We start from the raw sequence: 14325 nt of genomic DNA on the forward strand, positions 1-14325 counted from the left end.
GAAATGAGAACAGCGCAAATCATAGACGCTGACACGATGAGTTTATGATTTATTTTAAACATATATGCAAAATATTAGAATGACCTAACTTATTGGAACATCTTTTATAGGATCGAACCCAGGGACCTCCACAGTAACAGTGGAGACGTCGTCCGGAACCCAGTAGGAGCTCCAAATCGGTACTGACTCTCCCGCTGGTATTTCATCAGGAATGTCATTAGCTCCAGTCCCTCTTGGGCAGAGACAATCGTCTTCGGAATCCATTATTGTTAAGTATTTCGTCTCACCGTTCACAAGAGTCGGGGCATTCAACCTCATATCCCTGGCGTGTCCATATTTATATGTATCTGCATTTCTCAGAATTCCCCTCATACTTTCTGATTCGGACTTTCCTTTATTTTCTATCGTGTATGCAAGCGATGTTAACCCACCACTAGGAGAGCGATCCAACGAATTTATTTCCAAATAAAGATCTTTTATCTTATCGCTATCCTCATGGTTACCGGATGGCTGAGCCGATCCCAGTACATCTTCTTCTTTAGTGTCCGAAACCGCGCTGTTCGATGCTGTCATACCGAAAAACAATAAAGCTGTTGTTGTGAATATAAAAGATTTTTTTGCTTTGTTCATTTTTGTCATTCCCTTGCTCATTTCTCGAAGGTCACTGTCGTTCGACGATTCTTTTCTCTTCCTTCTTCTGTATTATTATCGGCTACGGGATTAGAGGAACCATGACCTTCAGAATCGAATTCAATCCCAGGCCTAGTAACAAGTTTTTCTAGTTTCTCTTCTACGGACTCTGCACGATCTTTTGAAAGAGGATCGTTAATCGAATCATTACCAGTGTTGTCTGTATATCCATCAATCTTTACTTCTTCAGCATTCGACTCATCAATCTCCTTAGCTACTTGTTTCAGATTATCGTCGGCCTTGCTGGTGAGTTTGGACTCCTCTACATCAAAAAGTACATCAGAGGAAAGCCTGACGCTTACCTCTTCACCAGTTTCGTCCCTAGAATTTCCAGTTTCTTCATTTTCTTCTATTCCTCTAAGGTCAAGTATTCTCGAATTTTCCAAATTTTTGTTTTTTGGAAATTCTTCAGGTATTTCTCCATCCTTTTTTATTGGTATTTCGTGTAGCGGGGGAGTTATGGGAGTTCCTACCGATACTTGATCTCTTTCTTGCGGAGGAGAAGGAAATGCAGCCCAAAAATCCCATGTCTCCCCGGCAGGGATTCTTCGATCTCCGTGTTCTTCTTCAAAGTTCGAGCAGTAACAGTCTTCATTTCCTTTTTGCCAAGGCAAATACTGCTTTCTTTCTTTGGTATCAATCAAAGATACCCCGGTGACGACTTCTGTTCCTTGCCCTTCCTTTTTTGCAAAGACAGAATAAATATCCATTTCCTCGTTTGACTTATTTGTCAATTCAAAATTTAGTATTGTCGTTTTCTTGTCTATTCGATGAAGGTTTGTTATGTCAAGCTGTGCATGCTGAGTAAGGTATGTATGGTCTGTTCCAGCTATAGAATCATCAGATTTTTTGTTTTTACTGTTCTCTTCTTTTTTATTTTTCCCTTCTTTTTCTTCTTGGTTGTTATCGGCGAAGCAACCAGAAATTAATAAAGGGACTAAAGCAATAGAAGTAGCCAACTTTATTTTTGATGAACAAAACGATCTATTTTTGGCATGTTTGATTTTGGTTCTCACCAAATTTATCCTTTGCCCTGAAAGCGTTCAACTATTTCTTTATTGACAAGTGGACATGATCATAATGATTGTTTGTGTTTCCGCCACGATCCTCCTGTTTGCGCCACCCTTCGCTGGCACGGTCCGGATTCCAGATATGTTGTTCCCAGATTACGTATTTGACGTTTAGTTCATCCGCATTCTTCTTAATCCATTCAGCAGTCGCATCTCCGAGTGCTTTTTGCTCTCCAGTGGACTTGCTGCCATTCATATTTGTCATATAGTCGCAGGCGCGTCCTTTGGGGTGTTCACCCCCGCCAGGGACACCTCCATTGTCGCGGTAACATCCGAGCCCGATGTCCATGTACTCGGGGAACTTCTTGAGCACGGCCTTGTGAGCTTCGCACATCTTGGGAGTCACCTTGCCGATCCCGGGGCCGGGAGCATCACAGTCTCCCATGGGGCCGCTCGGAGCATCTCCGATGTTGGCAGGAGAATCGTCGTAGAGGTATTCTCCTTCCTGGTCCACGAGCTGGACGCTGATGACCGAGCGGGCGTCCCGTTCGTTATGTATAACTTTACCGTCGCACTGAACCTTGCTGATATTATCCCAACCGGGAGCTATGGAGCAGTTAGTGGGACCCTCAACCCGAGCGATCGCGTCGGCTTCTCCGGAAAAGGTGTCGATCTCCTCTTCTTCTTCGTTCCCTTGACACGGAGTGTCTTTCCAATCCCGGCTGCGGTCTTCTTCCAGTTCACGCTGGCATTGCGCACCACGAACCGTTACCCGTACGTGGTTGCCAGTGAACCCGAAAGCGTTGTCGCTGGCACGGACATCAGTGACAACTCCTTTGTTCTCCCTGGCATATTCTTCTGCCGCTGATTCGCCGGTTCCCTTGTTCCAATGAGGGGAGTGGGAGAGGCCACCGTTTGCCAGGATTTCGGCCATACGGTCCTGCATATCGCCGACTGCTGCTAGCGCAGCAGCATCCGCAGCGGTCTGTGCCTGGGAACGCAAGTCATTGGCATTGCCTAAACGAATGAACAGTACCATGATCGCTAGGAGCGAAAACGCCAAACCGAGGAGGAGGAACAGGCTCGCCTGCCCCTCCTCCTCGGTGCGTCTCCGTGGAGATCGGATATTCATGACATATTATCCCTCTCTCCTCGAGACTTTTGAAATCCTGCTTTAATTTCCAGGCTCGATCTCAAGAAGGTCGCTTAGTGCATCATCGACATAGCTGTCAATGTCCCCCATAAGACCAGTTCCAAGGATTGTGGCGATTATAGCGCCTGCGAGAACAACAAGTGCAGCATATTCGACGATGCCAGCACCTTCATCTTTAAGACGGCTGCGCAGCTGCTGGCGACGCTTAGCAATGAAAACCTGTGCACGGAGGTAGACCGGAAGTAGAGTGTTCATTGTTATGATCTCCTGATTCTATCTTTCAAGCCACCCTCAGCGTTAGCGCCTGGATGGCCTCATCGACAATCACTAATCTAGGGGAAAGGAAGCTGAGACCATAGGGCCCCAAGACCCAAGCACAGCTAGTGAAGGCCCTAAATTCTTCAAGTGAGGCAAGGAGAGCAGTTAACCACCCTTATGACCTGGTTTTTCGCATGGAAGAGCTAATCGTGCGTTCCGTTCCAGCGGGCGATGGCGGCGGCCCGGGAGGACACATCGAGTTTGGAGAAGATGCGGTTGACGTGGTTCTTCACGGTCTTCTCCGCTAGGAAGAGCTGCCCACCGATCTGCGGGTTGGAGAGTCCTTTGCTGATGAGCTTCATGATCTCGACCTCGCGTTCGCTCAGTCCCAAATAACCTGGGGGATGCTCCGCAGGAGCAGGTGCGGAGGAAGGTTCGCGTACCGCGTTGACCAGAGCGCCGACCGCGGAGGGGGAGAGGGGGTTCCGGTCGCCCGCGATGACGTTGTGAACAGCGGTATCCAGCTCCTCAGCGGTGAACGCACCGTGCACCAGGTAACCGGAGGCGCCACGACGCAGTGTGGTCTGGATCGTCTCTGGGTCCTCAGTGTGGGTCAGCATCATGACTGGCGCGATCGGAACGAGATGTTCCACAGCTGTCATCCCGTCCACAACCGGCATACGAACGTCGAGCAGGGCAATGTCCGGCTGTATTCGTTGCGCCTGGTCGATTGCCTCACGGCCGTCCCCAGCCTCCCCGATCACCTCGATTGTCCCGGATGCCTCCAGCAATGCCAGCAGTCCGGCGCGGACGACGGGGTTGTCGTCGACGACGAGGGCGCGTGTTCGGTTCTGTGTCATGCGGTCTCCACAGTGTCAGCGTTAGAGGTGGCAGAAGTCGTGATGGAGGCGGCCATGGGCATCCGAAGTGTGGTGCTGGTTCCTTCGCCCGGTGTGCTCTCGATACGGAGGGAACCGCCAGCGTGCTGGGCACGTTCCCACATGCCGAGAAGACCGTAGTGGCCGGTGGGTTCGGGGAGGTCTCGAATAGAATGTGAAGTGGAATCCCAGGTGAACGGTCCGAACCCGACACCGCTGTCAGCGATATGCAAAACCGCATAGCCATCCTCCCCGGCCCGTAATGCCACGTCGATAGAGCCCGCACCCGCATGTCGGTCAATGTTGGCTAGAGCCTCGTTCAGGATGGCCAGGGTCTCCTGCTTGGCGACCACCAACAGACGAACCTGCGTATCAGTTGGGGAGGGGACCGATATATTCGCTGGTACGCCAGTCTCCTCGGACCAGCAACGGACGATTTCCGACACTTCGGTCGCCAAGTCGTCTTCAGAACGATTGGTTCGCAAGTCGGAGATAAGATCGCGTGCCTCATCCGCTGCGGTCTGTGCGGCTTTGGCGATCCGGGCTGCCTCGTTGTCCGCACGATCGGGGTCGCGCCGTACCCACAGCGGTAGTGCCTGGGCAGCCATGGCGGTGCCGCGCAGGGTCTTCGCGACCGAGTCGTGCATATCCCGGGCAAGCCGCGCACGTTCCTCAGCCGCAGCCGTGTCCCGTTCCGCCTGTTGCCGGGCTTCTTGTTCAGCGGCGAGGTCGGAGAAGATCGTGCGTAGTCGCGACCCCATATACCCAGCTATGGGATAGAGAGCAGGCTGAACGAATAAGACCTGGAAAGTCAGAAGAGGTGCGATGGAACCGTTCAATCCCGCGTAGGAGAGCATAGCGGCGTAGTAGCATATTATCTGGAATGTGGATATTACTGTCAGGCCGCGCCATTGGAAAAGTACGCCAGAGATGCCTGTGGTAAGTACAGTAGCCATAAAGAATGGTCCGGACGGACCATCAACCGCTAGGACGCTGGAGGCGACAAATGCGTCTCCTCCTATAAGGAACGGAAATCGGAATAGATAAGGGGTTAGCCGGTCCCAATACCGGTTGGCCAGCCAGGTAAGTAACGCGAAAGCGCATGCCACGAGTATGACTCCACTGCTCACGCGCTCTTGGGGGAGAAAAAGCAGTGCGATTGCAGTAAGAAGGAGACGCAATTGCAGCAATAAACGCACGCTGGAACTCAGTCGTGCCTGCGCAGCGGAAGTGGACATGGCTATCGCTTTCTGGCCTCCCTTTAAATATTAAGCATAAGTTTTATAGATTTCCGAGGCTGCTAAAATCAACGTCCATTCCAAAGAACATGGCGCCGCAGATGAGAATAATCAGACCAGGGAGCAGGGTCGCAGCTGTAACTCCGGTTACTCGGGGATTGAGCTTCTGTGCCTTGCGTCGCATGTATTGTGCGTCATCTCGGCGCATGTCATCCCCGATCTCACTTAGTGCCTGGGCTAGCGGCGCCCCCAGTTCCTCGGCTTGCTGAATAGCAGTGACGAACTTTCCGAGTGATTCGTTCTTGTTTCTTTCAGCCAGGGATCGAAACGCCTGGCGCCGACTGGTCCCCAAATCCATTTGCCGAAGGGCGACGCGAAACTCCTCGGAAAGAACGCTAGGCATAGAGTCTGTGACTCGTTCCAGTGCTTGCCTGAATGATAGTCCTGCTCCTACCGTAACGGCCAGAACGTCAAGAAAATCGGGAAGCTTTTCTTGTATCTCGTCTTGTCGTTTGCGAGCTCGGGAGTACAGATCCAACTCTGTCATAAAAACAAAAAGAAAGGTTATTATTGACCAAAGAAAGCTTCCTCCGGCAAACAGGACAAGAGAGGTTGATCCGAAGAGGATTATGTCTCCGACTTTTCGTTGGACATAGAGTTCTACCGTTAGTCCGTTGGGGTTTCCAGCTGCTTCCAGTCTGCGGCGTATCGCTTTTTGTTGCTCATCGCTGAGGGCATTGAGGGCCCTGTTGCGAAAAGGTCTCCCCAGGGCGCTCGTTATCCGGTATAGGATAAACGTCTGGTCTTCTTCGTTTTTCTTTTTCGATTTGATCTCGTCGTCTGCCGCGACTCGCTTCTCGGCGGTATACATGTGTACCGCCCATACCGCGAGGATCCACAACAGTCCTGCGGATGCACTGAGTAGCAGGATCATCATGGGGGAGAGACTGATCGTTGGCATGGGGGTCACCGTTCCCGGCAAGGCCTAGTAATTGATCTTCGTGATACGCAGGACAATGGAGATACCCAGAATCATGAGTCCGCAGGAGACCGCGAGTGTTACCTGTCCCCCGAGACTCTCGGTCATGGTGCGGATGACGCCCGGCTGGATCATGTTGACCAGGAACAGCGAGCCCACGCTCATGAAACCCAGTGCCCATGCGGTCGCGGTGGTCTCGCTCAGTACGGTCTTCACCTCGCGTCGGGTCTCCTTGCGGCTCTCCAACGTCTCGGAGATGTGGCGCAGGGCCGTGACCAGGGCACCGCCGGAACGGGACGCCACCAGCAGGGTGGAGATCAGAACACCGATCTCGCGGGAGGGCATCCGGTCGCGGAGTTCCCGTGCCGACGAGTCGAACGACTGGCCGACCTTCATGGACTCCGCCATCCGTTTGAGTTCTCCCCCGGCGGGTTCACTGAGCTCGTCGGCTGCCATGTCCACGGCGGTGGGCAGGGCCAACCCCGCCTGGGTCGCGTTGGACAGCACCCGGGCAAGCTCCGGCAGCTGCTGGGTGAACTCTTCCTTGCGGCGCTCCTCCTGGCGCTTCAGGTAGGCGAAGAAGAGGAACCCGACCCCCACGGCCGCGGCGATACCGAAGACGGGCGCGAGGAAGTTCCACACGAACACGATCGCCGCAATCCCGGCACCGACCATCAGAACAACGAACGTCGATACCCGGACCTTCACACCCGAGCGGACGATACGTAGGTAGATCTTGTGCCCGAGCTCGGTGCGGCGCAGGCGGTTGTCGAGCCGTTCCATCGGGTGGTTGGCGCGGGACTCGACGTCGAGCATGGCACTGCGGGCGCGCAGCGCACGGTTCTGTTCCCTGCCGGCGAGCAGGTCGAACAGCGCCCAGATCCCCACCACGCAGGTGAGGACCGTGGCGCCAATGATGATCAGTGGGTAGTTCACCGAAAACTCCGCGGAGGACTGGGGGAGAGGGGAAACCGGAAGGGTCGGACGTCAGTCCACCCCCCGCGTTCTGGAGAGGTCGCCCTCCTCGGCCACGCCGAACGCCTGCGGGATGCTTTCACCGTTGGTGATCAACCGCTGGGCGACGTGCCGGGGCAGGGGGTAATGGTGGAACTCCCCGCGTACGACGCGGTCCGGACCGAGCGGTTCCTTGACGAACTCCATGAGGGTCTGCATCCGGAAGTCGTTGCGGCGGTTGGACGCGACGACGGCGATCTCACCGACCCGGCGGGAACCGTCGGCGGCCCGGTCCAGGTGGACGATGACCTCGATGGCGTTGTTGATCTGGTCGCGGATCGCCTCGAACGGGATCTTGACCTCGCTCATGGAGGCCAGGGTCTGCAGCCGGTAGATGGCGTCGTCGGCCGAGTTGGCGTGCACCGTCACGAGGGAACCGTCGTGGCCGGTGTTCATCGCCTGCAGCATGTCCATGGTCTCGCCGCCCCGGACCTCACCGACGATGATCCGGTCGGGACGCATCCGCAGCGAGTTGCGCACCAGGTCGCGGATACTGACCTGGCCCGTGCCCTCGATGTTGGGCGGGCGGGACTCCAACCGGATCACGTGCTCCTGCTGGAGCTGGAGCTCCGCGGAGTCCTCGATGGTGACGATGCGTTCGAAACCGGGGACGAAACCGGAGAGCGCGTTCAGGAACGTGGTTTTGCCGGTGCCGGTGCCGCCGTCCACCACGATGTTGAAACGGGCGCGCACCATGGCGGCCAGCAGCACGCCCGTGGCCTCGTCCAGACTGCCTTTCCCCACGAGCTCGTCGATGGTGAACGGTTTGGGGAACCGGCGGATGGTCAGGATCGGCCCGGACAGAGACAGCGGAGGGATGATGACGTTGACACGTTCCCCGGTGGGAAGACGGGCGTCGACCATGGGGCTAGACTCGTCCACCCGCCGGTTGACCTGGGAGACGATCCGGTCGATCGTCTGGTGGAGCTGCTCCTCGCTGGCGAACGTGGTGTCGATGCGCTCCACCTTGCCCCGGCGCTCGATGTAGATGCTGTCGGGGCCGTTGACCATGATCTCGGTGACGCTCTCGTCGTTGAGGAGCGGCTCGAGGACCCCCAGACCCAGGGCCTCGTCCACCACCCGCCGGATGATGGCGCTGCGCTCCCGGTCGGAGAGCACCGGCCCTTCGCGGGAGAGGATATGGCCCACGACCTTCTCCAACCGGATCCGGCGCTGGGCCAGGGTGAGCATGGCGAGGTCGTCGAGGTTGATCTCCTCGAGCAACCGCTGCCGCCAGTGCTGGATGCTGCCGCGTTCCGAGGTCTGTTCGACCAGGCGGTCCTCAGCGAGGCGGTCCTTGAGTCCCATACTGTCCTTTGCTCGGTGCGGGTGCCAGACGGTTCACGGAGTGGGGGGGCAGGCGGGTACCTGACCTCAGACGGTCGGCATCTCCACGCGGCGGTTGAGTTCGATGGTGAGCGGAGCGTTCTTCCACATCAAGGGGGTGTTGACGGAGACCTCCGTGTACACCCCGCCGTTGCCGTCCCTGCCGGAGTGGATGACGGCGTCGTCCAGCCAGCCCGGCAGGGACTGGCGCGCGGTGGCACTGGCATGCTCGAACCCGCCCTCCCCGGCGACCCGGGCTCCGGCGCGCGCGGCGGACTCGATCCGTTCGATCGCGGTGAACGTGAAGAACGCCTCCATCACGAGAACGACGACCAGGAGCACGATCGGCAGGTAGGCGGCGAACTCGACCATCTGCGCCCCGCGGTCGCCGCGTCGGCGGGACGAGGGCCGAAGGGAGCGTAAGTGTGGCATCCGGGGTTACCTCCGTGGCGGTGGGGGCGGCGCGGAGATCAGCGATGTCCCTCCGGGACGATCCGGGTTTCCGCACCGATCTCCCAGGGGGTGTCGAAACCGGGAAGAACCGAGGGGGTGGCGATGCTGACCTGGACGAAGGAACCGTCGTTGTCGTCGCGGTCCTTGGGGTGGGAGATGTCCAGGGAGAAGCGTTCGCTCTTGCTCCACGGTTCGGCGATCCGTTTCCTGGCCTCGTAGGCGGCCTTCTCCTCGTTGTCGGGGGTGACCGCGGCCTGGCGCGCGCCTTCGGCGGCCGCGTGGCTGGCGTACATCGACGTGAGCCCGACGAGGACGACCTGCCACACCAGGAGCGCGAAGAAGATGAACAGCGGCACCAGCGCGGCCAGCTCCACCAGGGCGACGCCGCTGTCGTCGCCCTCGTCCTTCCTCTTTCCACCGAGGAGCTTCCTCGCGCTCTTTCCGCTGCGGGAGGCGGGTTTCATCTCCTCGTCGCGGAACTGGTCGCGTTCGGGCTCCTGCGAGTGGAGGATCCCCGCCTCGTCGGAGAGCTGCCGCAGGGACTTCCGGAAGGCCTCGTCCGTCACCCGCAGGGGATCCCCGGTGTTGGTCGCTTCCTCCAGGGCGCGGAAGTTGGCGGGAAGCGCGGTTTTCAGCATCGGGGTGCCGAGCAGTTTGCGGACGAAGTCCGGCTGGATCTCGTTCTTCCGGCTCTGACGCGTCAACAGGCTGGTGACGTCGTCCTTCTTGCGTATCTGCAGCCGGTCCCACATGGCGACGAGCCGCTGCCCGCCGCGGATGGCGGGAAGGTCGGGGGAGACCACGACGAGGGAGGTGTCGGCGAGCTCGACCGCCATGGCCCCGGCCTCGGTCATCGATGCCCCGCAGTCGACGATGACGACCTCGTAGCGGGAACGCAGCGCCCCCAGGATCTGGCGGGCCGCCCGCCCGGTGACGTCCTCGCCGCGTTCGCCCTCGCTGGGGGCCAGCAGTACGTGGATCCCGTCGGGGTGGACGAACAGCGTGTCGGACAGCATCGCCGCGCTGATGTCGTCGGCGGCCTCCACCAGGTCGACGATGCTGCGGCGGTGGTTCAGGTCCAGGTAGCTGGGAACGTCGCCGGTCTGCAGGTCGAGGTCGACCAGGCAGACGACACGGCCCGCCTTGGCGGCGGTCAGCGCCATCTGGATGGCTGTCGTGGTGGTTCCCACCCCGCCCTTGCTGCCGGACAGCGCGACGATCGAGCCGCGGCTGCCCGAGACCGGAACGTCGAGGGAGGCCGCTTCCAGGTGGCGGCGCAGCGTGCGCGACCACTCCGCCGCCGTGCTGATGCGGCTGCTCAGTTCCTCGAGCGTGGCGTTGGTGCCCAGGACACCCCGCGCCCCGGCCTCCATGGCCTGGTTGAAGGTGTCCGCCTGCACCTCGTCCACGAGCAGGATGACAGCGAGCTGCGGATGGTTGCGGGACAGCTCCCGGATGAGCTCCAGTACCGGCAACGGTCCGAGCTGTTCGTGGATCAGGACCACGTCCAGGTTGCTGATCTTGGGGACCGTGTCGAGGATCTCGCGGGACGACTGGTGCACACTCACCAGCTGGCTGTCGGCGAGTTCCTCGAATCCGGCGCTGAGTGACGCCTCCAGTTCGGCGCTGGGGACGCCGAGCATTACCTGATAGGCCATCAGTCGTTCCCATCCTGGGGGTTGCTCATCGTGTTCTACTCCTGCCCGTCGTCACTGGAGCCGAGGTCGGAGAGGCTGTCGCTGCAGACCTCCGACGTTCCGGGCTTGCCGCCGCCCTCCGAGCTGATCAGGGCCAGGCGCAGACTGTTGGAGAAGCTCTCCACGTAGTTCAGCTCCAGGGTCTCCTCGGGGGAGAGGCGGAACGTCACGGGGAGCTGGTTCGCCTGCTGGGCTTCCTCGTCATCCCCGGTGCGCGCCGCGCCGGACTCGATCACCTCGACCTCGGTCAGCGCCCGCACCACGCAGGGCTGGTCGTCCTCCTGCTGGGGGTCGACCGCGCCGTAGACGTCCACCTTGGAACCGGGCCGGAGCTTGCCGGCCACCCCGGCCTCGGCGTCCACCATGACCGCGACCTCCCGCTCACCGGACTTCAGGTCGGGCGCGGAGGTGACCATGCTGGTCTGCAGGAGCGTGCCCTCGTCCAGCGCCGCCGCGGCGACGGGAGCCTGGTTGGAGCCCAGGTCGAGGTCGGAGAGCTGTTTCACGAACGAGTCCTGGAAGAACTTCGCCGGGACCTCGGTCTCCTTGAACATGCTCTCGTCGAGCGGTTCGTCAGCGGGAACGTCCGTGTTCAGCTGCAGCACGGTACGGTAGCTGCCCATCTCGGCCTGCAGCGATCCGATGTAGCTGACCATGGTGAACGTGATCGCGAGAGCGCCGATCCCGGCCACGATCATCAGCAGGATGCCGCGCCGCTGTCGGGGGTTCATGGGAGCTCCTTCTACATCCGGGCGGTTAGGGGGTTGGCTCGGGTCCGGCTACTGCTGTGGCGGAGAGCCGGCCGATCGCGTGTGTTGGTCGGTGGCGTCCGGGTCCTGGTCGTGGTGGGGGTGCGCGGAGCCGGCCCGCTGCTCGGTCTCCGACTGCCGCTGTTGTGTCTGGGACGGTGGCCCCTGCTGCTCGGTTCCCGCGCGGTTGTTCGGCTGGGCCGGGCGCTGGTACTGCACCGTGGAATTCGGGTCGTGGCCGGAGGGAGGCTGCGCGGGCTGCTGCGGACCCGACTGCCGAACCTGCGGGGGTTGTTGCGGCGCCTGCCCCGGGTGGGGAGGCTGGTTCCCCGGGACGTGCTGCGCCTGCTCGTCCGGGAAAGCCGGGGGGTGGGCGTGGTTCCCCTGCCCCTGTCCCTGCGTCCGGGGATCCTGTGTCTGCGCGGGAGTGGAGCGTTGCACCGGTTGCTGCGCCCCGGAGGGCGTGTCCCGCGCGGCTGGCTCGGCTGCCGGGGAGGCGGTTCCGGCACCCTGCGCCTGGTCGGTGTTCTGCTGCGAGTACTGGTCGAGGGCGGTGCGGGCCGGGCCGCTCGTACGGTCGTGCTGCGGGTTCGTGTTCGACGGCGGGGGGACCTCGTCGGCCTTGGAGTACACCGGGGGCTGACCCACGGGAGCGTGGTTCGCCGCCTTGCAGAACGGGCAGCTCAGTGTGACGACCGGTTCGTTGCACCAGTCGCAGGAGCGCGGGCGAACAGCGTGCAGCGGTTGTGTGAGCGCGCTCTGGTGCGCACTGAACGCGGCGAACTCGATGAACTTCCCCGACCCCCAGTACTGCGCACTGAGCGGTTGTTCCGACACCGTGCGCACCTCGGAGGGCAGTGCCGCGAGGAACTCCTGGTCGAAGGTGGACCTGTCGTTCCTCTCACTGGAGGCCACCAGCATCTGCACCGGTTTCATGGGGTGGAACGGGATGTTCGGAGCGGGATTGTGTTTCCGCACACGCCCCACCCGCTTCACCGGCGTGCTGAAAGCGAGGAAGACGGACTGCGGTACGTAGGACCCCACGTGTTGTTTGAGTGATATGGGGATGTTGTCCAGGTTGCTGACGTTCCCCAGCCATCCGCCGGCCAGAATGTGGTTCGGCAGTTCCTCGACCAGTGCCGCTACGAGACCGGAGGGCAGGTAGGGGGACAGGTAGGCGAGCTGGTCGGCCATGAGCGACAGCGCGAGCGGGGGAACGTCGACCGGAACCGCGGCGATGTGGTCCGTCTGCAGCGAGGCCCGGGCGAACTTGATGGCACGCTCGGGGCGCTCCCGGCGCCAGCGCGGGTAGAGAGCTACGACCTTGCGGTCGTATCCCAGGTAGTGGGAAGCGTAATCCAGGAAGTCGCTGGATTGGGCGCCGAGGTCCTCACCTTCCAGTGAGAACCGTTGGGCCTGGGCGTCGCCAAGATGCCCGGTGGAGGGGATATCGCCGAGCAGCGCGACAACGCTTAGGGACCTGGACTGGGCATTGGACACGTGACAAGCTCCCCGACCAGAGATGCATGTTGGCGAAGCGTGATATGCGGGAAAGGCGCGGCGCGGAGAACCGCGAACTTGATTCGGGCATATCGTAACGGGTCGCTACTGCCGGATGCGATGTACACCCATGTCATTGTGCAGTATTCGGCGCGGCGGGGCGACGCTCGGTTATGGGAAAGGCACGCTGTTGCGCAGGTGTCGGGTGCAAATATAACACAGAGTAATCCAGTGGCCGATCCCGGACACAAGGTTACAATTATATTTCTTTCCCTTGTATTTCTCTGTTCATTTTGGTATCAGAGTTCCTCCTGTTGTCTCGGGTTCGGCCGCATTCCCGCCAATATGGAGGGATTCTGGTCCGAGGTGAGATCCCGGAACAGGGGCGGTGGGCGGGCTCCCGCACCGCCCGCCCAGCCGCGGCGACCCGGACCCGGCCGATACCCGTGCGTCGGAGGGGTGCCGCCGCGGGGCGCCCGGAGCCGGTCCGCTCCCAGCGCCGATCCCAATGCCGTGCACCCTCCGGCGGTGTTTGGCGCACGAAAAAGGCCCGGTCACGGATGACCGGGCCTTTCGGCTGTCTCGCTCTGGGGTGAGTGAGGGGATTCGAACCCCCGACTTCTTGGACCACAACCAAGTGCTCTGCCGACTGAGCTACACCCACCATGGCAGGCAGGGAAAATCCCGTCGCCTGCGCACTTCTACGATTCTAACGCACTCGCGAGGGTGCTGGGACCACTACTGCGTTTCACCCTGTTCGGACGGGGAGCCGCCCCCGGCGATGTCGGCGGCGATGGAGCGTGCTGTCGCACTGTCCGGGCCGGGCTGTGCGACGAAGGCGGCGGCGCGGTAGTAGCGCAGCTCCCGGATGCTGTCGGTGATGTCCGCCAGGGCCCGATGGCCGCCGTTCTTGTCCGGTGCGGCGAAGTAGAGGCGGGGATACCAGCGGCGGAGTAGCTCCTTGATGCTGGAGACGTCCACCATGCGGTAGTGCAGGTGCTCGTGGACACGCGGCATGTCCCGGGTGAGGAACAACCGGTCGGTGGCGATGGAGTTCCCACACAGCGGTACTTTGTTCGGCTCCGGAACGTAGCGTTTGATGTGCTCGAGGACGAGGTCCTCCGCTTCCTCCAGCGATATACCGCTGTCGAGCGCGTCGAGCAGACCGGATGTGGTGTGCATCTCCGTGACGAACTCACCCATCTGGTCCAGGGCCGCCTGCGGCGGCTTGATGACCACGTCGATCCCCTCATCCAACTGGTTGAGCTCGCCGTCCGTGATCAGGCACGCCACCTCGATCAGCGCGTCGTTCTCGAGGTCGAGCCCCGTCATCTCACAGTCGATCCACACCAGGCAATCATTCATGAGGAACAGCTTAAG

14 protein-coding genes and 1 tRNA gene are annotated in these 14325 nt (G+C 60.1%); all 15 read right to left on the reverse strand.

All coding sequences use genetic code 11. The features are described from left to right. Nucleotides 1–84: 84 nt before the first annotated feature. A complete protein-coding gene (locus FHX37_RS03990) occupies nucleotides 85–651 on the reverse strand; it encodes a hypothetical protein (RefSeq protein ID WP_141922211.1) in 567 nt (188 codons plus the stop codon). Continuing rightward, a complete protein-coding gene (locus tag FHX37_RS03995) occupies nucleotides 648–1706 on the reverse strand; it encodes an OmpA family protein (protein ID WP_246062057.1) in 1059 nt (352 codons plus the stop codon). Before FHX37_RS03995 ends, FHX37_RS03990 begins: the two co-directional genes overlap by 4 nt. A 31-nt stretch (nucleotides 1707–1737) precedes the next feature. After that, on the reverse strand, nucleotides 1738–2832 hold the full coding sequence (locus FHX37_RS04000) for a pilus assembly protein TadG-related protein (RefSeq protein WP_141922212.1): 1095 nt from the start codon (nucleotides 2830–2832) through the stop codon (nucleotides 1738–1740). 42 nt (nucleotides 2833–2874) lie between these two features. Next, nucleotides 2875–3108, reverse strand: coding sequence for a hypothetical protein (locus tag FHX37_RS04005; RefSeq protein ID WP_141922213.1), 234 nt, complete (start codon nucleotides 3106–3108; stop codon nucleotides 2875–2877). A 206-nt stretch (nucleotides 3109–3314) separates the two neighbouring features. Next, nucleotides 3315–3971, reverse strand: a complete 657-nt coding sequence (locus FHX37_RS04010) for a response regulator (RefSeq protein WP_141922214.1) — start codon at nucleotides 3969–3971, stop codon at nucleotides 3315–3317. Next, nucleotides 3968–4846, reverse strand: a complete 879-nt coding sequence (locus FHX37_RS04015; protein WP_246062058.1) for a sensor histidine kinase — start codon at nucleotides 4844–4846, stop codon at nucleotides 3968–3970. Before FHX37_RS04015 ends, FHX37_RS04010 begins: the two co-directional genes overlap by 4 nt. Nucleotides 4847–5270: 424 nt before the next feature. Next, entirely contained in the window at nucleotides 5271–6188 is a 918-nt protein-coding gene (locus FHX37_RS04020) for a type II secretion system F family protein (protein WP_141922216.1), read from the reverse strand. 24 nt (nucleotides 6189–6212) lie between these two features. Further along, complete coding sequence (locus FHX37_RS04025) at nucleotides 6213–7142, reverse strand: type II secretion system F family protein (RefSeq protein WP_246062059.1); 930 nt, start codon at nucleotides 7140–7142, stop codon at nucleotides 6213–6215. Nucleotides 7143–7193: 51 nt separating this feature from the next. After that, entirely contained in the window at nucleotides 7194–8528 is a 1335-nt protein-coding gene (locus FHX37_RS04030) for a CpaF family protein (protein ID WP_141922217.1), read from the reverse strand. A gap of 66 nt (nucleotides 8529–8594) precedes the next feature. Further along, on the reverse strand, nucleotides 8595–8978 hold the full coding sequence (locus tag FHX37_RS04035; RefSeq protein ID WP_141922218.1) for a TadE/TadG family type IV pilus assembly protein: 384 nt from the start codon (nucleotides 8976–8978) through the stop codon (nucleotides 8595–8597). A 38-nt stretch (nucleotides 8979–9016) separates the two neighbouring features. Further along, on the reverse strand, nucleotides 9017–10657 hold the full coding sequence (locus FHX37_RS04040; RefSeq protein ID WP_211351739.1) for an AAA family ATPase: 1641 nt from the start codon (nucleotides 10655–10657) through the stop codon (nucleotides 9017–9019). A 35-nt stretch (nucleotides 10658–10692) separates the two neighbouring features. Next, nucleotides 10693–11427, reverse strand: a complete 735-nt coding sequence (gene cpaB / locus FHX37_RS04045; protein ID WP_141922220.1) for a Flp pilus assembly protein CpaB — start codon at nucleotides 11425–11427, stop codon at nucleotides 10693–10695. 48 nt (nucleotides 11428–11475) lie between these two features. After that, a complete protein-coding gene (locus FHX37_RS04050; RefSeq protein ID WP_141922221.1) occupies nucleotides 11476–12945 on the reverse strand; it encodes a hypothetical protein in 1470 nt (489 codons plus the stop codon). A gap of 588 nt (nucleotides 12946–13533) precedes the next feature. Further along, nucleotides 13534–13609 (reverse strand) — tRNA-His (locus FHX37_RS04055). A gap of 74 nt (nucleotides 13610–13683) precedes the next feature. After that, nucleotides 13684–14310, reverse strand: a complete 627-nt coding sequence (orn, locus tag FHX37_RS04060; RefSeq protein WP_141922222.1) for an oligoribonuclease — start codon at nucleotides 14308–14310, stop codon at nucleotides 13684–13686. Between the last annotated feature and the right edge of the window lie 15 nt (nucleotides 14311–14325).

It is taken from the genome of Haloactinospora alba (assembly GCF_006717075.1).
Taxonomy (GTDB): domain Bacteria; phylum Actinomycetota; class Actinomycetes; order Streptosporangiales; family Streptosporangiaceae; genus Haloactinospora; species Haloactinospora alba.

What these genes read in the sequence shown, in the direction of transcription:
- FHX37_RS03990 (WP_141922211.1), bottom strand. Translation starts at nt 651, where the DNA reads ATGAGCAAGGGAATGACAAAAATGAACAAAGCAAAAAAATCTTTTATA.
- FHX37_RS04040 (WP_211351739.1), bottom strand. Translation starts at nt 10,657, where the DNA reads ATGGCCTATCAGGTAATGCTCGGCGTCCCCAGCGCCGAACTGGAGGCG.
- orn (WP_141922222.1), bottom strand. Translation starts at nt 14,310, where the DNA reads ATGAATGATTGCCTGGTGTGGATCGACTGTGAGATGACGGGGCTCGAC.
- FHX37_RS04005 (WP_141922213.1), bottom strand. Translation starts at nt 3,108, where the DNA reads ATGAACACTCTACTTCCGGTCTACCTCCGTGCACAGGTTTTCATTGCT.
- FHX37_RS04035 (WP_141922218.1), bottom strand. Translation starts at nt 8,978, where the DNA reads ATGCCACACTTACGCTCCCTTCGGCCCTCGTCCCGCCGACGCGGCGAC.
- FHX37_RS04000 (WP_141922212.1), bottom strand. Translation starts at nt 2,832, where the DNA reads ATGAATATCCGATCTCCACGGAGACGCACCGAGGAGGAGGGGCAGGCG.
- FHX37_RS04020 (WP_141922216.1), bottom strand. Translation starts at nt 6,188, where the DNA reads ATGCCAACGATCAGTCTCTCCCCCATGATGATCCTGCTACTCAGTGCA.
- FHX37_RS04015 (WP_246062058.1), bottom strand. Translation starts at nt 4,846, where the DNA reads ATGCTCTCCTACGCGGGATTGAACGGTTCCATCGCACCTCTTCTGACT.
- FHX37_RS04010 (WP_141922214.1), bottom strand. Translation starts at nt 3,971, where the DNA reads ATGACACAGAACCGAACACGCGCCCTCGTCGTCGACGACAACCCCGTC.
- cpaB (WP_141922220.1), bottom strand. Translation starts at nt 11,427, where the DNA reads ATGAACCCCCGACAGCGGCGCGGCATCCTGCTGATGATCGTGGCCGGG.
- FHX37_RS04030 (WP_141922217.1), bottom strand. Translation starts at nt 8,528, where the DNA reads ATGGGACTCAAGGACCGCCTCGCTGAGGACCGCCTGGTCGAACAGACC.